Source organism: Ruegeria sp. CDSB022, assembly GCF_059611145.1.
This window is the reverse complement of sequence record NZ_JBXWOZ010000002.1, coordinates 329,884-348,794: the sequence shown is the minus strand read 5'-3', so window position 1 is coordinate 348,794 and position 18,911 is coordinate 329,884. Positions and strand designations below refer to the sequence as shown.

The 18,911-nt window shown below is 58.5% G+C and carries 16 protein-coding genes; 3 read left to right on the top strand and 13 right to left on the bottom strand.

Going from position 1 to position 18,911, the window contains the following annotated elements; translation table 11 throughout:
- Positions 1 to 28 precede the first annotated feature (28 nt).
- The 4 genes from bhcD to bhcA are packed head-to-tail and all read right to left on the bottom strand — an operon-like array spanning position 29 to position 4,371.
- Complete coding sequence (gene bhcD, locus AC2FIZ_RS07125; protein WP_496790813.1) at positions 29 to 1,009, bottom strand: iminosuccinate reductase BhcD; 981 nt, start codon at positions 1,007 to 1,009, stop codon at positions 29 to 31.
- A gap of 13 nt (positions 1,010 to 1,022) precedes the next feature.
- Positions 1,023 to 2,186: a 3-hydroxy-D-aspartate aldolase BhcC gene (gene bhcC / locus AC2FIZ_RS07120; protein ID WP_281994958.1), complete on the bottom strand. Its 1,164-nt coding sequence runs from the start codon at positions 2,184 to 2,186 to the stop codon at positions 1,023 to 1,025.
- Positions 2,187 to 2,197: 11 nt separating this feature from the next.
- A complete protein-coding gene (bhcB, locus tag AC2FIZ_RS07115) occupies positions 2,198 to 3,169 on the bottom strand; it encodes a beta-hydroxyaspartate dehydratase BhcB (RefSeq protein WP_281972689.1) in 972 nt (323 codons plus the stop codon).
- Between the two features lie 11 nt (positions 3,170 to 3,180).
- On the bottom strand, positions 3,181 to 4,371 hold the full coding sequence (gene bhcA / locus AC2FIZ_RS07110; protein WP_496790811.1) for an L-aspartate--glyoxylate aminotransferase BhcA: 1,191 nt from the start codon (positions 4,369 to 4,371) through the stop codon (positions 3,181 to 3,183).
- Positions 4,372 to 4,560: 189 nt separating this feature from the next.
- Between bhcA and AC2FIZ_RS07105 the strand changes: the two genes are divergently transcribed.
- On the top strand, positions 4,561 to 5,403 hold the full coding sequence (locus AC2FIZ_RS07105) for an IclR family transcriptional regulator (protein WP_281972691.1): 843 nt from the start codon (positions 4,561 to 4,563) through the stop codon (positions 5,401 to 5,403).
- Here the strand turns inward: AC2FIZ_RS07105 and AC2FIZ_RS07100 are convergent.
- Positions 5,368 to 6,111 carry a rhomboid family intramembrane serine protease gene (locus AC2FIZ_RS07100; RefSeq protein ID WP_281972692.1) on the bottom strand — a complete coding sequence of 248 codons (744 nt, stop codon included), beginning with the start codon at positions 6,109 to 6,111 and terminating at the stop codon, positions 5,368 to 5,370. The genes AC2FIZ_RS07105 and AC2FIZ_RS07100 overlap by 36 nt on opposite strands.
- Positions 6,112 to 6,153: 42 nt before the next feature.
- Positions 6,154 to 9,555: a bifunctional proline dehydrogenase/L-glutamate gamma-semialdehyde dehydrogenase PutA gene (gene putA, locus AC2FIZ_RS07095; protein ID WP_496790810.1), complete on the bottom strand. Its 3,402-nt coding sequence runs from the start codon at positions 9,553 to 9,555 to the stop codon at positions 6,154 to 6,156.
- A 108-nt stretch (positions 9,556 to 9,663) separates the two neighbouring features.
- On the opposite strand from putA, the gene AC2FIZ_RS07090 reads away from it, so the two are divergent.
- Positions 9,664 to 10,146 (top strand): Lrp/AsnC family transcriptional regulator, encoded by a 483-nt coding sequence (locus AC2FIZ_RS07090; RefSeq protein WP_142636662.1) that lies wholly within the window; start codon positions 9,664 to 9,666, stop codon positions 10,144 to 10,146.
- Positions 10,147 to 10,176: 30 nt separating this feature from the next.
- On the top strand, positions 10,177 to 10,743 hold the full coding sequence (locus AC2FIZ_RS07085; RefSeq protein ID WP_271949329.1) for a tetratricopeptide repeat protein: 567 nt from the start codon (positions 10,177 to 10,179) through the stop codon (positions 10,741 to 10,743).
- 47 nt (positions 10,744 to 10,790) lie between these two features.
- Here the strand turns inward: AC2FIZ_RS07085 and AC2FIZ_RS07080 are convergent, their stop codons facing one another.
- From AC2FIZ_RS07080 to AC2FIZ_RS07050, 7 genes are all read right to left on the bottom strand, one after another.
- Positions 10,791 to 12,680 (bottom strand): PhoX family protein, encoded by a 1,890-nt coding sequence (locus AC2FIZ_RS07080; RefSeq protein ID WP_281972694.1) that lies wholly within the window; start codon positions 12,678 to 12,680, stop codon positions 10,791 to 10,793.
- 206 nt (positions 12,681 to 12,886) lie between these two features.
- Positions 12,887 to 13,882 carry an ABC transporter ATP-binding protein gene (locus tag AC2FIZ_RS07075; RefSeq protein ID WP_281972695.1) on the bottom strand — a complete coding sequence of 332 codons (996 nt, stop codon included), beginning with the start codon at positions 13,880 to 13,882 and terminating at the stop codon, positions 12,887 to 12,889.
- A complete protein-coding gene (locus AC2FIZ_RS07070; RefSeq protein WP_281972696.1) occupies positions 13,879 to 14,913 on the bottom strand; it encodes a Gfo/Idh/MocA family protein in 1,035 nt (344 codons plus the stop codon). Before AC2FIZ_RS07070 ends, AC2FIZ_RS07075 begins: the two co-directional genes overlap by 4 nt.
- Positions 14,910 to 15,749: a carbohydrate ABC transporter permease gene (locus AC2FIZ_RS07065; RefSeq protein ID WP_271949335.1), complete on the bottom strand. Its 840-nt coding sequence runs from the start codon at positions 15,747 to 15,749 to the stop codon at positions 14,910 to 14,912. The genes AC2FIZ_RS07070 and AC2FIZ_RS07065 overlap by 4 nt, the downstream gene beginning before the upstream one ends.
- A 10-nt stretch (positions 15,750 to 15,759) precedes the next feature.
- Positions 15,760 to 16,674, bottom strand: coding sequence for a carbohydrate ABC transporter permease (locus AC2FIZ_RS07060; protein WP_142636674.1), 915 nt, complete (start codon positions 16,672 to 16,674; stop codon positions 15,760 to 15,762).
- A 65-nt stretch (positions 16,675 to 16,739) separates the two neighbouring features.
- On the bottom strand, positions 16,740 to 17,993 hold the full coding sequence (locus tag AC2FIZ_RS07055) for an ABC transporter substrate-binding protein (protein WP_281994953.1): 1,254 nt from the start codon (positions 17,991 to 17,993) through the stop codon (positions 16,740 to 16,742).
- A 24-nt stretch (positions 17,994 to 18,017) separates the two neighbouring features.
- The gene (locus tag AC2FIZ_RS07050; RefSeq protein WP_496790809.1) at positions 18,018 to 18,902 is read right to left on the bottom strand and encodes an N-acetylmuramic acid 6-phosphate etherase; all 885 of its coding nucleotides are present in this window, start codon (positions 18,900 to 18,902) and stop codon (positions 18,018 to 18,020) included.
- Positions 18,903 to 18,911: the final 9 nt, after the last annotated feature.

The following is an 18,911-nucleotide window of genomic DNA, read 5'->3' as shown; positions in this document are numbered from 1 at the left end:
GCGCCCGATTGACGCGCGCTTTTTCGTTTCAGAGGGTCGCGCGCTGGGCCAGTCCGGCCTCGTCGGCCAATCGCGCAGCGACTGAGGCGACTACAAGATCCTGCAACCCGACCCCGGTTCCATCAAACAGAGTGATCTGATCGTCGCTTGTCCGACCGGGATGGTCACCATTGATGACGGCGCCGATGGGCGCGATTGCATCCTCGGTCAAGGCGCCAAGGCTGATGGCATGTTGGGCCTCGCCGATTGTCACGGACTGGGCGACCTCGTCGGTAAAGACAGTCGCCGCAGCGACGAGATCCGCGTCAACCTCCTGTTTGCCTTTGGTGTCGGTGCCCATGCAAGCCAGATGCGTGCCGGGCTTGATCCAGTCTTTCATCAAGAGCGGCTCAAAAGCCGAGGTGATGGTGATGATCACATCCGCCTGTGCGCCCAGCTCCTGTTGGCTGACGGCCTCGAATTCCAACCCAACCTCAGTGGCCACAGCTGCAAGGCGGGGCAGCATGTCGGGATGCGGGTTCCAGGCAACGACCTTTTCGAAGTCGCGCTGTTCCGCCGCCGCCCGCAGCTGGAAAGTTGACTGATGTCCGGCCCCGACCATGCCAAGTACTCTTGCGTCTTGCCGCGCCAGATGCGCGATCGAAACCGCCGAAGAGGCCGCTGTGCGCACCGCTGTCAGGTAATTGCCCCCGACAAGCGCGGACAATCGCCCGGTATCGGGGTCGAACAGAAACACTGTGGATTGGTGGTTGGTCAGGCCCTTCGCCGCATTGCCCGGCCAGTATCCACCGGATTTGAGGCCCAGCACCTGACCGTCGCGGTCAAATCCCGATTTGAACCCATAGAGAGCGTCGGCATGGCCCAAAGCCTCGCGGATAACGGGAAAGTTCCACGCGCCACCTTTAGCCATCGCACCGAACACAGCCTGTACAGCGTCAAAGGCCTGCTGGCGTCCTACCAGTTTCTCGCACAGATCTTCGCCTACAATCAGCAGGCCGTCGCTTTTCATAACATCCCTCATCTCAATAGGCTTTCCCGCGGGCCGAGACCGGCCACAGGGCTTCGACTTTGCCGCCCCGTACGCCCACATACCAATCATGGACATTGCAGGTGGGGTCACAGTGGCCCGGCACCAACCGCAGCTTGTCATTGACCTTCAGTACGCCGTCTGGATCCCCGATAACCCCATGCTCGTCCGAGCACTTGAGGTATTCGACATCATCACGCCCGAACACAAAGGGCAGGCCGCTATCGACCGACTGCGCCTTGAGGCCGGCGTCGCAGATGGCCTTGTCTGCTTTGGCGTGGCTCATGACGCTGGTCAGGATGAATAGCGCATTTTCCCATTCTCCCTGATCAATCCGCTGGCCGTTCTGATCCAGAATCCGCCCATAATCCGCGTCCATGAAGGCGTAAGAGCCGCATTGCAGTTCGTTGTAAACGCCCGAGTTACTTTCGAAGTAATAGGAACCGGTGCCGCCGCCCGAAACCAGTTCGCACTCGATCCCTTCTGTTTTCAACCCGGCGACAGCGTCTTTGACCATGGCAATGGCTACATCCAGCTTCTCTTTACGGGCCTCATAGGTGTCGAGATGTTGCATCGCACCCTGATAGGCCTGAATGCCGGTGAATTTCAGATTTGGCGCTGCTTGCACAGCTTTGGCAATCTCGATGACCGCCGGTGTCGTGGTTACACCACAGCGCCCTGCGCCGCAGTCGATCTCGATGAACACTTCCAGTTCTGTACCGTGACGCGAAGCGGCAGCCGAAAGGTCGGAGATATTGTCGATATCGTCCACGCAGACAATGATACGTGCGCCGAAATTGGGCAGCCGTGCCAGTCGGTCAATCTTGACCGGGTCGCGCACCTGGTTGGATACAAGGATGTCCGTAATGCCGCCACGGGCAAATACCTCGGCTTCCGACACTTTCTGACAGCAGACGCCGACCGAACCGCCCAACCGTTCCTGCAGCTTGGCCACATCGACCGATTTGTGCATCTTGCCATGAACACGATGGCGCATCCCATGGGCCTTTGCGAAATCGCCCATCTTTCGGATGTTGCTCTCTAGCGCGTCCAGATCAAGGATCAGGCAAGGCGTCTGTATCTCGCTTTCGTCCATGCCGATCGCGGCAGGGATGTCGAAGCCGACCTCGAGGTCTTCAAAATTTACGGTCTTGTTCATGTTGTTTCTCCTTACCCTTTCAGCCAGGGCAGTTTGTCCAGGTCTACATTGCCACCGGTCACGATGACCCCAATGCGCTTGCCTTGGAAAACCTCTGGGTTCTTCAAAATGGTTGCCAGAGGAACCGCCGAAGACGGCTCCATCACCACGCGCAGGTGCTTCCAGGTCAGTTTCATCGCTTCGATGATTTCCTCTTCCGAGGCGGTAAAAATATCGGTCACGTGGTTGGATACGAAATGCCAGGTGTTTTCTTTCAGGGGCACCAGCAGCCCATCCGCAACTGTCTTGGGTGCGTCGTCTGCGATGATATGACCGGCCTTGAATGACCGGTAAGCGTCATCCGCCTGTTCCGGTTCCGCTGCATAAATTGCGGTCTCGGGCGCAAGGTTCGAAACCGTCAGACAGGTGCCTGAAATCATGCCGCCACCGCCGATGGGCGCGATAACGGCGTCCATACCACCAGTCTGTTCCAGCAGTTCGGCGGAGCAGGTGGCCTGACCGGTAATCACACGCGGGTCGTTATAGGGGTGAACAAATTCGCCACCGGTTCGGGCCTGAACCTCGGCAAATGTTGCTTCGCGCGAGCTTGTCGAAGGGTCACATTCGGTGATTGTACCGCCATATCGGCGAACTGCATCCTTCTTGGCCTGCGGGGCTGTGCGCGGCATGACCACGTTGCACGGAATACCGCGGCGGCCGGCCGCATAAGACAAAGACAAGGCGTGGTTGCCGCTGGAATGCGTGCAGACACCCTTGGGCATCAAATGGTCTGCAAGGCCGAATACAGCGTTGCAGGCCCCACGCACCTTAAAGGCCCCGGCTTCTTGGAAATTTTCGCATTTGAAGAACAGCTGCGCGCCGGTCAGGTCATTCAGGTGGTCCGAAACCATGACCGGAGTTCGGCGGATATGCGGTTTGATCCGATCATGCGCGACACGCATGTCCTCGATCGTCAGATCCGCGGCAGAGGGGTGATCCAACATTGTCATTCTCCTTACGCCGCGGCCTCGGTTCGGTTGCCGGGTGTGGCGCGAAAGTGTTCCTGGGCTGCGGCGACGCCAGAGCCCAACGTGATCGGATAGCTTAGATCGGCCATTGCCATCTCGATCGTACAGAGTCCGGACAGGACCATCGCATCTGTCAGACTGCCCAGATGCCCGATACGGAACGCCTTGCCGTGCAACTGGCCCAGGCCAACACCAAAGGACATCCCGTAGGTGTTAAAGGCATGGTCGGTCAGAATGTTGCTGTCGAACCCTTCGGGCACGTAGATTGCGCTGACCGTGTCCGAGTAAAGGTCTGGCGATTGAGCAACCAGTTCCAGCCCCCAAGCATCGACGGCGCGCCGGACACCCTCGGCAAGCCGATGATGACGGGCGTAAACATTAGGTAAGCCTTCTTCAAACAGCATCTTCAGGCTTTCACGCAGCCCGTAGATCAGTTGCAGAGGTGGTGTATAGGGAAACCCTCCGGTCGCATTGGCCGCCATCATATCCCGGAAATCGAAAAAGGTCCGGTGCAGCTCTGCGGTTTCCATCGCGTCCAGCGCTTTCTGGCTGACGCAAAGGATGGCCATGCCAGTGGCCAGCATGAATCCCTTCTGCGATCCCGAAACCGCGATGTCGACGCCCCAGCGGTCGAACTCGAACGGTACAGAGGCCAAAGAGCTGACGCAGTCCACCATCAAAAGCGCCGGGTGATTGGCGGCATCCATCGCCCGCCTTACAGCCCCGATATCCGAAAGCACCCCTGTCGCCGTTTCATTATGAGTGACCAGAACGGCGCGAATTTCATGCGCTTTGTCCCCAGTCAGAACCGTCTGAAATTGGTCAGCGGGAGCGCCGCTGCCCCAAGGGCAGTCGATGACCTGAACGTCAAGCCCGTGACGTGTGCACAGATCAATCCAGCGGTGGCTGAAAACGCCATAGCGCGCCATCAGGACCTTATCACCGGGGCTGAGCGTGTTGGTGATTGCAGCCTCCCATCCACCTGTGCCGCTGGCGGGAAAGGTAACGATCTGGGCAGCAGCGGTATCAAAGACCTTCTTGGTGTCTTCCAGTACGGGTGCAAATGTCTGGACAAAGTCCGGCGCGCGATGATCCTGCGTCTGGACCTGCATGGCCAGGCGCAATCTATCAGGTATGTTGGTCGGGCCGGGAATGAAAACCGGGTTTTGGTTCGACATGGCTTGTTCCTCTGCTTTGGAGGTAAGTGTCCGGGAAAAAGCTGCATTACGCAATTTTCTTGAAAAATATTTTCATTTATTGAAGATAAATATTAAGTTACTGATATATTATACTTTTCCGTTTTTCATTTTTACGTACAAGAAATCCGGACGCGAGAAACTTTGGACAGCTGAAAGGAAATGCCTGGGATGGAAACGCAGAAAAGGCCACGCGGCAGACCAAAATCGCTGTTCAAGGAAAGCTCGGCCGGGACCATGCAATCGCTGGATCGGGCGCTTAGCGTTTTGACCACAGTAGCCAGTCTGGAACGCGCAGCACTCAGCGATTTGGCGCGCGAAGTTGATGTGCCCACGGCCACAACACACCGAATTCTGGTGACGCTGCAGAAGCACGGTTTCGTCGCCTTTGATGAAGAGCGTCAAGAATGGATGATCGGGATCGAGACCTATCGCACCGGAGCGTCCTTTCTACGCCGTAATGGTGTTATCGAAATCGGAAGGCCCATTTTACGCCGGCTGATGCAGGATAGCGGCGAAACGGCGAATCTGGCCGTTCCGGACGGGGCCGAAGTGGTGTTTGTGGGGCAGGTCGAAACGGCCAATCCGATCCGGGCTTTTTTTCCACCGGGCGCGCGGACACCGATGTATGCCTCGGGCACCGGTAAGGCGATCTTGGCCGCGTTGAACGAGGCTGCATTGATCAAAGCGCTGGGCACATTGGACACAAAGGTCTTCACGCCTCAAACACTGGTGCCCGGCGATGCACTGCAAAGCGATCTGGATCAGACCCGGGCCCGCGGGTGGTCGCATGATCGGGAGGAACGATACGAGGGGATGTCATGCATCGGTGCGGCCATCTTCAACGACCGGGGGGAACCCTGTGCGGGCATTTCCGTATCTGGCCCTACCGCCCGGTTCAGCACTGAACGCGCGCCGGAATTGGGCCGATTGGTACAAGCCGCCGCGCAAGAGGTTACCTTGCTCAGCGGTGGGCGCTTACCGGCGCGGGATGCGGGGGATGCGGGATTGTGACAGCTTGTATTCGTGCTCTGGATGGGGCGGATGCCCATGGGTGCGGTTCCAATAGTCACTCGCGCCGCGCCGCAACCAAAGGGGTATGCACAAGAGCAAACCAACAAGGAAGCCCCCGGTATGGGCCCAATAGGCGACGCCGCCCTCGTCGGGGTTGCTGGACAGGCTTCCAATGAACTGCATACCCAGCCACACGCCTAGCATGACAAACGCCGGGATCGAGAAGACACGGAAATAGATCACCAGAACAAGCAGGATGTCCACGCGCGCTTTGGGGAACATCAACAAATAGCCACCCATGACGCCAGCTATTGCGCCAGACGCACCAATCGTAGGGACCAGAGATTGTGGCGCTGTGACGACGTGGATCAGACCGGCCCCGATACCGGCGGCAAGATAGAACAGCAGAAAGGGCAGGTGGCCCATCTCGTCTTCGAGGTTGTCGCCGAAGATCCACAGGAACAGCATGTTTCCTGCCAGATGCATCCAGCCGCCATGCAGGAACATCGAGGTCACGAGGGTCTCAAGCGTATAGCCGTCCGTAATCCGGGCGGGCACCACCGCATAGTCGGTATACAGCTGGGTGATCAGCCGCTGGTTCTCCATGCTTCCCGCATAGCTGAGGAAAATCAGGATATTTGCAGCCATCAACAGATAGATGACATACGGTGTGCGTCCCGAAGGGTTATGGTCACGAATTGGAAACATGGTGCGACGCTGGGCGGTTGGCTGCCCAGCGTCAAGGCCTGTTTAGGCCGCACCCCCCAGCAATGCGGCATTCCCACCCGCAGCAGTGGTGTCGACACAGACATGTCGTTCTCCCAGAACGCGGGTGCGATCTGGCTGGCCGGGGATCAGAGGGATGATTGGGCCTGCACGCCGGGACAGATGACGCTCGATTTCCTGACCGGTTGCGTCGTCGCCCCACCACAAGACGCCAGAGAAACCGGTCAGGTTTTCAAGCCGGTGCAGGTCAAAGGCACCGGTAGCGATAATCGCCTGACCGCCCAGGGCTTTGACCGCATTGGCCTGCGCTTGTGCGGCTTCAACTCCGGGGCCCATACACAATAGCGGTGCGCGTGAGAATTCACTCAGGCGGTTCGATTCACCCGTCGGACCGGGCAGCAACCGCGCCCTGATCTCAGCAGATTTTCCTTCTGGCAATGGTAGATCGGTCATATCGGTGGACCATTGCTCGGGACTGACCTGCCGGTCCGGGGCGCAGAAGCGGGTCAGGTAGTTCGGCCCGCCCGCCTTTGGGCCGGTCCCCGACAGACCCTCGCCGCCAAAGGGTTGCGATCCAACTATGGCGCCGATCTGGTTGCGATTGACGTAGATGTTTCCGGCATGAACAGCTTCGGTGATGTGTTGAACGCGGTCGTCGATCCGTGTGTGCAGGCCAAAGGTCAGCCCGTATCCTGTGGTGTTGATATCGGCGATGATCTGATCCAACTCAGAAGAACCGAACCGCGCAACATGCAGGACGGGGCCAAACACCTCGCGCTCCAACTCGGCAATGCCGGGGATTTCGATAAGGGTTGGGGCGATGAACGTGCCGTCGCCAGGGACGGACATCTCTTTCAGGACACGCCCTTCGGACCGTGCCAATGCGATGTGATCAGCGATTCCAAGGCGGGCATCTTCGTCGATCACGGGGCCGCAATCGGTTGAAATCAACCAGGGATCGCCAACCAGCAGCGCGTCCATGGCCCCTGTCAGCATAGTCAGAAGATCATCGGCAATGTCTTCTTGGACATAAAGACAGCGCAACGCCGAGCACCTTTGTCCCGCTGATTGGAATGCGCTTTCGATGATCGACTGAACCGCCTGTTCGGGCAGGGCGGTGCTGTCCACGATCATCGCATTCAGACCACCGGTTTCCGCGATCAGAGGCGTTCCCGGTCGCAAGTTTCCGGCCATGGCTGCACGGATTTTCAGGGCGGTCCCGGTCGAGCCGGTAAAGGCCACTCCCGACACCCTCGGGTCCGAGGTCAGGGCTGCGCCCACCGATGGACCGCCCGGCAGCAACTGTAGCGCGCTGCGTGGCACTCCGGCCTCGTGCAGCAATTCAACGGCGCGATGCGCGATCAATGGTGTCTGCGGTGCGGGCTTTGCCAATACCGCATTCCCAGTGGCCAAAGCGGCGGATATTTGACCGGTAAAAATGGCCAGCGGAAAGTTCCACGGGCTGATGCAGGTGAACACACCCGCTGGTTTTGCGTCGGGTATATTCGCCGCATAATAGCGCAGGAAATCTACCGCCTCGCGCAGTTCGGCGACTGCATCGGGCAGGGACTTACCAGCCTCACGGGCCAGCAGGGCGAAAAGCTCACCGAAATGGGTCTCGTAAAGGTCGGCGGCGGCATTCAGAACCTGCGAGCGTTGATCTGCCACTACCTGCCAGGGGGTGGCTGCAGTCAAAGCAAGCTCGACATCTTGTGCGCTGGCCGGAGCAACGGCACCGGGGCGATCCCGCGACTGTGCGGGGTTGACGATGGGCTGATCGTCATCGGGCCGCGCATCGCCGGACAACAACGGGCGCGCATACCAGTGATGCGTCCGAAACGCGTCCCGCGCGGCATTGACCCGGTCCAAAGTGGGAATGTGCCGCAAGTCAAACCCCTGCGAATTGGGCCGCTCGGGTTGAAACAGTTCGGGTCCGGTTGGAATGGCGCGTGCCGGTTCGAGGAGAGTGAGAAACGGATCGGCTGCAACCTCCTCCGGGGGAACAGTATCATCCACGATTTGGTTCACGAATGAAGAGTTTGCACCATTCTCAAGCAGTCGCCGCACCAGGTAGGCCAGCAAGTCACGATGGGCCCCGACAGGCGCATATATGCGGCAGCGCGTGTTGTTTGCGTTCTTAACCAGATGGTGCAGGGTTTCTCCCATCCCGTGCAGCCGCTGAAATTCGAAAGGCTGATCAGTTGCCATTTGCAGAATTGCACTGACCGTATGGGCGTTATGGGTGGCAAACTGCGGATAGATCCTGTCGGTCATGCCCAGCAATTTTCGCGCATTAGCAATATAGGAGACATCGGTCACGGCCTTGCTGGTAAACACCGGAAAACCCTCTACGCCTTCAACCTGAGCGCGCTTGATTTCGGTATCCCAATAGGCGCCTTTGACCAGCCGCACCATCAGTTTGCGGTCATAGCGCTCGGCCATTCCATAGAGCGCGTCCAGAGCGATTCCAGCACGCGGACCATAGGCCTGAACCACAATTCCGAACCCGTCCCATCCTGCGAGTGCAGGCTCGGCCATCACCGCTTTGATGACCTGCAGGGACAGCGACAGGCGGTCGGCCTCTTCGGCGTCGATGTTCAGGCCCATGCCAGCGGCTTTGGCCAAAAGGCACAGAGCGCGCAGGCGCGGGACAAGCTCGGCCATCACTCGCTGTTCCTGGGCCAACTCATGCCGGGGGTGCAGTGCTGACAGCTTTACCGAGATGCCTGGATTGGCGCGAATGTCATCATGGGTGCAGGCCTCTGCAATGGCGGTGATGGCACGGGAATAAGACAAATGATATCGGGCCGCGTCGGCCTCGGTCCGTGCGGCTTCACCCAGCATATCGTAGGAATAGGTATAGCCCTTGGCCTCCATCCCGCTGGCACGTTCCATGGCCGACTGGATGGTCTCGCCCAGCACGAACTGACGACCCATTTCCTTCATTGCGCGCCCGACGGCCGTGCGGATAACCGGTTCACCCAGTCTTTTGATCGCACCTCGCAGGGCACTGACAGGCGAGGGCTTGCCGTCGTCGAGGACTTTACCGGTCAGCATCAGCGCCCAAGTCGAGGCATTCACCAGCGGCGAGGAGGATTGCCCAAGATGCTTGCCCCAGTCGGACGGCGCGATCTTGTCTTCGATGAGAGCATCGATCGTGTCGGCATCCGGCACGCGCAGCAGCGCTTCGGCCAGACACATCAGCGCCACGCCCTCATCGGTAGACAGGCCATATTCGGCCAGAAACACCTCCATCATGCCCGGCGATGTACTGGATCGAATATCACGCACAAGCTGGGCGGCTGCCGCACAGATTTGGGCGCGATCAGTTTCAGACAGCGCGGCATGATCGATAAGATTGTCGAGAACGGCGGTTTGATCAGCGTAGGTTTGGCTGTCGATATGGGTGCTCAGGCTGTGTGACATGAATCCTCCAGGCTTTTGTTGAATATAATGTCGATTTCTCAGGACGATTGCCGTATTTTTTAATTCATCTGGTCGGATGGACTGTTTTTAGGGGATAATGCCGTGCAAATGAGCTTTCCGGATTTGGATCGGTTTGATCGAGCGATCTTGGCGATTCTCTCAGAGGATGGGCGCATATCAGTTGCCGACCTAGCGCGGCGGATCGGGCTGTCGAAATCCCCAACCCAGGCACGTCTAAAGCGACTTGAGGCTAGTGGGGTGATCACCGGGTATCGCGCCTTACTGGACCCGATCCGACTGGGGCTGGACCATGTGGCTTTTGTCGAGGTGCGCCTGACCGACACAAGAGAGAAGGCACTGGCCGAGTTTAACGCCGCAGTCCGCAAGGTGCCCGAAATCGAGCAAGCCCATATGATCGCGTCGAATTTCGACTATCTGCTGAAAATCCGCACTGGTTCAATGTCGGAATACCGCGCCGTTTTGGCTGAGAAGATATCCTCGCTTCCGCATGTGGCGAATACCTCGACCTTTGTGGCGATGGAGGCAGTTAAGGAAACCGTTGTTTCAGGCGCTTTGGACAGGGTGGGTTGACGAATTGCGCAAGCGCGTCACCATACGCGTATGAAGCGTTTTGTGTTCCCTCTGCTAGTATTGGCGGCCCCTCCGGGTGTCGCCTGGTCTGAAGAATGCCCGTCCTCGCCGGATCATACCGAAAGCATCTCGGCCGTAATCGCGCAAATTCAGGATGTTGGAAACGAGGCCGAAGCCCAGACATTTTCCAATCAATTATGGGAGTTCTGGACCGATGCGCCCGACGCTGTTGCGCAGGCCGTTCTGGACCGGGGCATGACCCGCCGCAGTGGCTGGGACCTTCGGGGCGCCATCGAGGAGTTTGACAAGCTCATCGAATACTGCCCGCACTATGCCGAGGGGTACAATCAGCGCGCCTTTGCATATTATCTTAGCCAGGATTTCGCATCTGCACTGCCGGATCTGGACAAGGCGATCGAGCTGTCTCCGAACCATGTCGCGGCGATCAGCGGGCGCGCCCTGACACTGCTTGGCTTGCATCGGATTGATGAAGCCCGTGCGGCACTGTCACATGCCTTGGAGCTTAACCCCTGGCTGTCCGAGCGCCACCTGATGGCTCCGGGCGGACCGTTGGAGCCGCCGGGTAAGGATATCTGAGGAATAGACGTCCCCGATCCATAGGACCGGGGACAATCTGGAACAGCTTAACCGACCAGCCCGTTATCGGTGCGCTTGATCGTGATCACCGATGAGCGCGGCGTGCCTCCATCCGGCCATTCGCTGCCGGGATGCTGAATGCCGACAAACATGGTGCGCAGATCGCTGGACCAAGCCAGCCCCGTGACCTCACACCCGTTTGGACCGGTCATGAAGCGGGCGATTTCGCCCGTGACCGGATCACCGACCAGCATCTGGTTGTTGCCGTGGCCTGCAAAGTCTTCTTCGTTGTCGTCATTGCCGTCGGTCTGGATCCAGACCAGACCAGTCGAGTCAATGGTCATTCCGTCGGGTGAGTTGAACAGGTTGCCCTCGTTCACATTGGCCGATCCGGCGCGGGCGTCAGAATGCACTGTCGGATTACCCGCCATGACATAGAGATCCCAAACGAACGCGTCGGCTGCGTGGTCGTCGTTGTCCGGTTTCCAGCGAACGATCTGGCCATATTTATTGGCCTCACGCGGGTTGGGGCCATTGGTCGACGTGTCGTCTCCCCCGGCATTTGGTTTCACGCCGCGGTTCTTGTTGTTGGTTAGGCAGCAATAGGCTTCGACCGCTACCGGGCTGGACGCCACCCATTCAGGGCGATCCATGGTCGTGCCACCCGCCTTGGATGCCGCCAATCGGGTGAAGATCGCAATATCCGCCGCATCCATGCCGGTTGCATCCGGCGTCAGCGGCAGCCAGGTGCCTGTCATGTCGTCATCGAATTTCGCCACATAAAGCGTGCCGTCGTTCAACAGATTCTGGGTTTCGCCGCCGGGCTGATAGGTGCCGTTCGAGACGAATTTGTACAGATACTCGCCCCGCTCATCATCACCCATATAGACAACCACGCGGCCATCAGCGGCCAGAGTCACCTCGGCATTCTCATGCTTGAAACGGCCAAGACCGGTGTGTTTGACCGGGGTGCTGTCCGGTTTGGTCGGGTCGATTTCGACGATCCAGCCCACCCGGTGCGGCTCGTTTGGGTTTTTGGAGGTGTCGAACCGCGGATCGAACAGTTCGTAGCCATTCCAGCTTTCGGCTTTGACGCCATAGCGCTTGAAGCCGTCCGCGACCTTTTGATAGTAGCTGGCGTTTTTGTCGCTGGACCCGAAATAGCCGTTAAAGTTCTCTTCGCAGGTCAGATACGTGCCCCAGGGCGTCTTGCCTGCACCACAGTTGTTCATGGTGCCCAGCGAGGTTGTGCCGGTCGGGTCGGCCTCGGTCTTCAGCAGGTCGTGGCCGGCAGCGGGGCCGACGATGTTCATCTCAGTGTTGTGGTGGATGCGCCGGTTGAACGGGCTGTCCTTGACTACCGACCAACCTTCGGGGCCTTCGGTGATTTCCATTACGGTCACGCCTTGCAGGTTCTGCAGTTTGCGCACGTCGTCAGCACTGGCCGGAACACCTTCCTGCGCGGCTGGCAGGTTGATTTTACCGTTCGGATATTCGTGATTGATCGCAATCAGCTCATGACCCTGGAAGGTAAAGGTCTCCATGCCGTCGGTATTCTCGCCAAAGATGCGGTCCGAGTTCTCGACCGGGCCGCCCTCGGCGAGGTCATAGCCATCGGCATCCGAAAACAGCGGATCGCCCCAGCGCATCAAGATCTTCCACTCAAACCCTTCAGGCACATGGACGGTGCCATCAGTTTGTGCGGCAATCGGGGTGAAAGCGAACCGGGATGCTGCTTGTGCCTGCGCCGAGGTCGAGCCAAGCAGGCCGGTTCCCAACGCAGCCGCGCCAGAGCCGAAGGCCACGACGCCGGACAGAAATCCACGGCGGGAAATGGCGCTTTCGACGACACGGTCAAAGTCGTTTTCTTCAGGGCGGGGGAAATGCAGCTCGTCCCAGTCGTCGGCGGAAAGTGTGGTAGGGTCAACGTCTTTCATGGATTGCTCCTGGCTGTCGGTGAAAAGTCGATGAAACGCATTTAGGGGGCATTTGTGACAGGGTAATAACAGCACCATTAACGATGGCGCCGGGATACTCAGGAAACAGATAAACTTTGGATGCGTTAGGATACGCCGATTGGATCAGTCCGTCAAAACGGGCTGATGACATCTTGTTTTTATTGGTTTTTTGCCAGGAAAAGCGGTCAGGTAAGGCGCTCACCGTCCGCAGTGAACCGATAGGCCTTGTCCGGAGAATAGGCGAAACGCAATTCCTGCCCTTCGGATATCGCATGCTGGCCAAACAGCCGGGCGGTTATGGCGTGTTCATTGATCTGCGCGATGACATTTGTGTCTCCGCCCAACTTTTCGACATGGCTGACACGCGCGGTGAGTGGTCCGTCATCTGCAACAAACAGGTCCTCGGGCCGGATGCCAATCGTGTTCTGACCGCTTTCGTTCAGCAACCCCTGCGGCAGGAAATTCATTGACGGAGAGCCGAGGAACCCTGCTACGAACTGGTTCGCGGGATTGTTATACAGTTCCATCGGGCTGCCGATCTGTTCTACCCGGCCGTCACGCAGAACAACGATCTTGTCGGCCAGGGTCATGGCTTCGGTCTGGTCGTGGGTAACATAGATCATCGAGGCGTCCAGTGCTCGGTGCAGGTTGGCGATCTCGATTCGCGTATTCATGCGAAGCGCGGCATCCAGATTGGACAGTGGCTCATCAAACAGGAACAGTTTGGGTTCGCGCACGATGGCGCGGCCAATGGCAACCCGCTGACGCTGACCGCCTGACAGTTCGGACGGGAAGCGGTCCAGATAGGGTTCCAGGTTCAGCATCCGGCTGGCTTTGGCCACGCGGCCTTCGATTTCCGATTTGGGCTGCTTTTCCTGCTTCAGTGCAAGGGTCATATTGCCCCGAACGCTGAGGTGGGGATAGAGCGCATAGCTTTGGAATACCATCGCAATGCCGCGCTTGGATGGCGGCACCAGATTGACCTGCTGCCCGCCAATGTTGATCTCACCGGACGATGCATCCTCGAGCCCCGCTATCACCCGCAACAGGGTGGATTTGCCACAGCCCGAAGGGCCGACAAAGACGACAAACTCGCCGTCTTCGACTTCAAGCGTGATGTCTTTTAGGACATGCACATTGCCGAAGGATTTATTGATTTTGTTCAGCGTCAGGGCGGTCATGTCGCTTGCTCCTCAAAGGAAACGGGCTGGCCAGTGCGGATGCTTTCATCTGCGGCCAGGCAAATGGCAAGGGATTGGACAGCGTCATTCATATGACGCGTCAGGTCTATGTCTTTGGCGATGGCGCGCAGCATATAGCCCTGTTCGGCATCGCAGAGTTCCTGGTGACCGGGTTCACCGGGCATGTCGATTGTGTGATCGCCTTGCGGTGTGTGGACTAGCAGACCGCCAACCTTTGTGTGGCCGTCGATATCCGCCGAGGCGCCCTTGTTCCCGTCGGTGATCGAGACCGAACCGTTGGGCGACACTATATCTTTCACGAAGAACGCGGTTTCCGACATCATCGGGCCCCAGCCGGCCTCATACCAGCCGACCGAGCCGTCATTGAAAACCACCTGAAACTGCCCGTAATTGTACATGTCGGGCGCGATCTCATCGGATAGGCGCAGACCCATTCCGTGGACACGGACGGGCCGGGCATCGGTGATCTGGCACATCACATCGACATAGTGAACGCCGCAATCCACGATGGGCGAGGTGGTCTGCATCAACGCTTTATGCGTCTCCCATTCCGCGCCGCTGGATTGCTGGTTCAGGTTCAGTCGGAATACATAAGGCCCACCCAGGTTGCGGGCCTCGGCAATCAGCCGCACCCACGAGGGGTGGTGGCGCAGGATGTAGCCAACAACCAGCTTGCGGTTCAGCCGGGTGGCGGTTTCGACCACGCGGCGCGCATCAGCGACATTGGTGGCCAGCGGTTTCTCTACAAAGACATGCGCCCCGGCTTCCATCGCCGCACAGGCATAATCCGCATGGCTGTCGGAATAGGTGGCGATCACGACCAGATCCGGGTTTGTTTCGGCCAGCGCGGTTTCGAAATCGGAATAGGCCGGGTATTCGGCAAGATCAGGGTACTCAACGTGCCCCGAGCGGTTCACCAACGCCACGATCTGGGCGTCGGGGTGATGGTGATGGGCCAGCGCGTGGCTGAACCCCATATTGCCAAGACCTGCGATCAGAACACGTGTCATTTGACAGCCCCTGACGTGATGCCGCGGATCAGCTGGCGTGAGAATATGACATAGAGAACCAGGACCGGCAGGATTGCCATCGACAAGGCTGACAGGACCGCGTTCCAGTCGGTGACAAATTGACCGATAAAGACCTGGCTGCCCAGCGTCAGGGTCTTGGTCTCCTCAGCCGGGGCCAGGATCAGCGGGAACCACAGATCGTTCCAGATCGGGATCATGTTGAACACGGCCACCGTCGCCATCGCTGGCCGAACCAGCGGCAGAACCAACCGAAAGAAGATCGTGTATTCCGACAGCCCGTCGATGCGCCCGGCGTTTTTCAGGTCATCACTGACCTGCCGCATGAATTCAGACAGGATAAACACCGCCAGCGGCAAACCCTGTGCCGTATAGACCAGGATCAGCGCCCAAAGTGAGTTCACCAACCCGGTCGCCACCATCATCTCAAGGATTGCGACGGTGCCGATGCGGATCGGGATCATGATCCCCAGTGCCAGATATAGGCCCATCAGCAGGTTGCCTTTGAACTGGTACTCGGACAGCGCATAAGCCGCCATGGCACCGAACAGCAGGATAAAGAACAGGGACGCCACGGTGACGATCATCGAGTTCTGAAAGTAGAGGAAGAAATCCCCCTGCTTCATCACCGTCTCATAGCCGATCAGCGAAAAACTGTCTGCGTTGGGCAGGGCCAGCGGTTCGCGAAAGATCGATCGGCGGGTTTTGAAGCTGTTGATCAGGATCACAAAGACCGGGAACAGAGCGATCAGTGTATACAGGATCAGCCCAGCGTGCATCGCTACGGTGTTGAGGGGGTTATGGCGTGCTTTGTTCATCACTTGGCCCTCACAGTTGATACCGGCGCATCCGGGTCTGGATGCCGAACAGATAGATACAGACGCCCACCAGGATGATTGCGAACATGGCCCCGGCGATGGCCGATCCCATATGCGGGTCGCCTAGTTGCAACTGGAAGCCGAAGAATGTGCGATACATGAAAGTACCTAGAATATCGGTTGAGAAATCCGGCCCCGCCAGCGCGCCTTGTGAGGCATAGATCAGGTCGAATGCGTTGAAATTGCCCACAAAGGTCAGGATCGAGATGATCCCGATCGACGGCAGGATCAGCGGTAGTTTGATCTTCCAGAAGGCCGAGGCCCCGGTGATGCCGTCGATCTCTCCGGCCTCAAGGATTTCTTCGGGGATGGTCAGCAGGGCGGCATAGATCAGCATCATCGGGATGCCTACGAACTGCCAGACCGAGATCAGCGCCAGCGTGGTCAGTGCGTATTCCTCTTTGCCCAACCACGGTGCAAAGAGGGACTTAAGCCCAACAGCATCCAGCATCGAAGGCGCAATGCCCCAGATCGGCGACAGGATCAGTTTCCAGGCAAAGCCCACGATCACAAAGCTGAGGATCGTAGGAATAAAGATCGCCGAGCGATACAGGGCGGCAAACCGTAGGCGAGGGTGGCTGAGAAGGGCGGCCAGCGCGATGCCGATCGGGTTCTGAACCAACATATGGATCAGGAAGAACCAAAAATTATTACCCAGAGCATTCCAGAATTGATCCGACCAGTTGGGATCGAAAAACAGGGTCCGGAAATTCTGCAATCCGACAAACACGCGAGCCTGATCAACCTCTGTATACAGTGCAAGGCGCAGTGTGTTGAACAGCGGGAAAATCATCACAGCGGTATAGACGAGTACGGCAGGTGCCAGAAATACAACGATATGCCAGCGGATGCGGGGGCGGGTCATGGGATTGCTTTCAATGGGGTGTCGGAGTTACCCGGGCGGTCGGCACCGCCCGGGTATAGATCAGCTTATTGATGCGGAGCGTACCAGGAGGCCAGGCCTTCCTGCAGTTCGACACCCAGTTCCTCGGGGGATTTTGCACCTTTGATGGCAGCAACAGAAGCGCCCCAGGTATCGTTTTCAAGGTTCGGCGTGCCACGCGACAGGATTTGATAGGTCGAGCGGATGGTCGATTCACACTCTTCGCGCCAGCCTACGATTTCCTTGGCCAGCGGGTCCTGCAGCTCGACCGGAGTGTTCGAGAGCGGGAAGAAGCCAGGCAGGGCGTTGCCGAAGATTTCGGCGAATTCCGGGCTTGCGACCCAGGCCAGGAACGTCTCGGCAGCTTCGGGATTCGCGGTGGCCGCATTCATACCAATGCCAATGTCGGTGTGGTCCGAGATATAGCAGGTATCGCCCGCATTCTGGACTGGCGGCTTAAAGGCGCCCATTTCGAAATCGGCCTGCGCATTGAAGCCCGAAATTTCCCAGGATCCCGCAGGGTAGACGGCTGCGCGACCCAGGGTAAAGATGTTCTGGCTGTCGGGATAAGTCTGCGCCTCATATCCGTCACCCAGATAAGCGCCCCAACGGGCCAGGGTGGCATAGGGGGCGGTCCAGGCTTCATCGGTCAGCTTTTGCTCGCCCGCGATCAGCGCTTGGCGGCCCTCTTCGCCTTTCCAATAGTTCGGACCGATGTTGTTATAGCCCATAGTGGCGGCTTCCCACTGGTCGTTGGTGCCCATCGCCATCGGGATATAAGTGCCGTCTTCCTTGATCTTGTCGAGGGCGGCAAAGAACTCGTCCTCGGTTGTGGGAACTTCGATACCCAGCTCGGCAAACGCGTCCTTGTTATAGATGAACCCGTGGATCACCGACGCCATCGGAACGCAGAAACTGGCCGAGCCGTCATCCGTTTGCCAGGCCGACTTGGCGACATCCGAGAAGTTGTTCATCGCTTCGACACCGGACAGGTCGCTCAGATGACCGGCCTCATACAGGGCCAGCGATGCGTCGAACGGGCGACAGGTGATCAGGTCACCCGCCGAACCCGCATCCAGTTTCGAATTCAGTACGGCGTTGTATTCCGCTGGGGCCGAGGGTGTGAATTGCACTTTGATGCCGGGGTGTTTGGCCTCAAACGCAGGGATGATCTGGTCCTGCCATAGGGTCAGGTCGTCATTTCGCCAGCTTTCGATGGTCAGGGTCACATCTTCCGCATAGGCAGCCGACGCCATCAGCGTCGTGCCCAGCAGAGCAAGTTTCAAGCTATTCTTGGTCATCCATATTCTCCCGATTGATGGTTATTATTCTATGGCCAGTGCGGCCGTTAGGATTCCGTCTGATGTTCGTAGGCGTTCGGTGGCTTCGGATGCCGAAACACCTTTAGCGGCGACAAGCACGGCGGGCTTCACATCACCGCGTGTTGCTTCCAGTGCGCGCTTTGCTGCGTCTGTGTCCACGTCGGCAATGCGGGTTACGATTCCGGCCGCGCGGGCGCGCAGTTTGTCATTGTCCGCGCGCAGGTTGACCATCATGCCGCCATGTACGTGGCCAAGGTCCAGCGCCATCAGCGACGACAGCATATTCAAAGCGATCTTTTGCGCCGTTCCCGCGCCCATCCGCGTTGATCCCGAAATCAGTTCGGGCGGGGTGGCTAGCAGGATCGGGATGTTGGTCTGTGTCAGCAGGGGACTGTTGGCGTTATTGGCGATGCCGATCAAGGTCGCGCCTTTTGCACGGGCGATGCCTGCGGCTGTCATCGTGTAGGGGGTCGACCCGCTTGCGGATACGGCGATCACCGTGTCCCGGGCTGACAAACTGTTCAGCGCTTCACGCAGGTCACCGTCGGCGTCTTCGGAATCACCCGGCATCTCGACACCCGTCGGAAGACCACCAGCCATATGGATTCGCAACTGGTCTGGCGTGATCGAGAATGTTCCGCCCAGCTCTTGCGCGTCAGCCGCCGCCATCAAACCGGACGAGCCTGCCGCAACATAGTGCAACATGCCGCCCGACCGGAGCGTCCTGGCCATCGCAGCGGCGCCCAATGCAATAGCCTGTGTGGCCGAGCGCACCGCCGCTGCCGCAGCGATCTGCCCCTCGGCCAGCAACAGCGCCGACCCTGTCAGGTCTTCGCGGCTCAGGCTGGTGGCGTCGCGGTGCAGTTGTTCGGTTGACGGCAGCGTCAAGAGAATCCC

Coding starts and splice junctions, on each gene's coding strand:
- putA (WP_496790810.1), bottom strand. CDS start 9,555: ATGTCACACAGCCTGAGCACCCATATCGACAGCCAAACCTACGCTGAT.
- AC2FIZ_RS07080 (WP_281972694.1), bottom strand. CDS start 12,680: ATGAAAGACGTTGACCCTACCACACTTTCCGCCGACGACTGGGACGAG.
- AC2FIZ_RS07070 (WP_281972696.1), bottom strand. CDS start 14,913: ATGACACGTGTTCTGATCGCAGGTCTTGGCAATATGGGGTTCAGCCAC.
- AC2FIZ_RS07060 (WP_142636674.1), bottom strand. CDS start 16,674: ATGACCCGCCCCCGCATCCGCTGGCATATCGTTGTATTTCTGGCACCT.
- AC2FIZ_RS07055 (WP_281994953.1), bottom strand. CDS start 17,993: ATGACCAAGAATAGCTTGAAACTTGCTCTGCTGGGCACGACGCTGATG.
- AC2FIZ_RS07105 (WP_281972691.1), top strand. CDS start 4,561: ATGGAAACGCAGAAAAGGCCACGCGGCAGACCAAAATCGCTGTTCAAG.
- bhcB (WP_281972689.1), bottom strand. CDS start 3,169: ATGTTGGATCACCCCTCTGCCGCGGATCTGACGATCGAGGACATGCGT.
- AC2FIZ_RS07100 (WP_281972692.1), bottom strand. CDS start 6,111: ATGTTTCCAATTCGTGACCATAACCCTTCGGGACGCACACCGTATGTC.
- bhcD (WP_496790813.1), bottom strand. CDS start 1,009: ATGAAAAGCGACGGCCTGCTGATTGTAGGCGAAGATCTGTGCGAGAAA.
- bhcA (WP_496790811.1), bottom strand. CDS start 4,371: ATGTCGAACCAAAACCCGGTTTTCATTCCCGGCCCGACCAACATACCT.
- AC2FIZ_RS07065 (WP_271949335.1), bottom strand. CDS start 15,749: ATGAACAAAGCACGCCATAACCCCCTCAACACCGTAGCGATGCACGCT.
- AC2FIZ_RS07090 (WP_142636662.1), top strand. CDS start 9,664: ATGAGCTTTCCGGATTTGGATCGGTTTGATCGAGCGATCTTGGCGATT.
- AC2FIZ_RS07085 (WP_271949329.1), top strand. CDS start 10,177: ATGAAGCGTTTTGTGTTCCCTCTGCTAGTATTGGCGGCCCCTCCGGGT.
- bhcC (WP_281994958.1), bottom strand. CDS start 2,186: ATGAACAAGACCGTAAATTTTGAAGACCTCGAGGTCGGCTTCGACATC.
- AC2FIZ_RS07075 (WP_281972695.1), bottom strand. CDS start 13,882: ATGACCGCCCTGACGCTGAACAAAATCAATAAATCCTTCGGCAATGTG.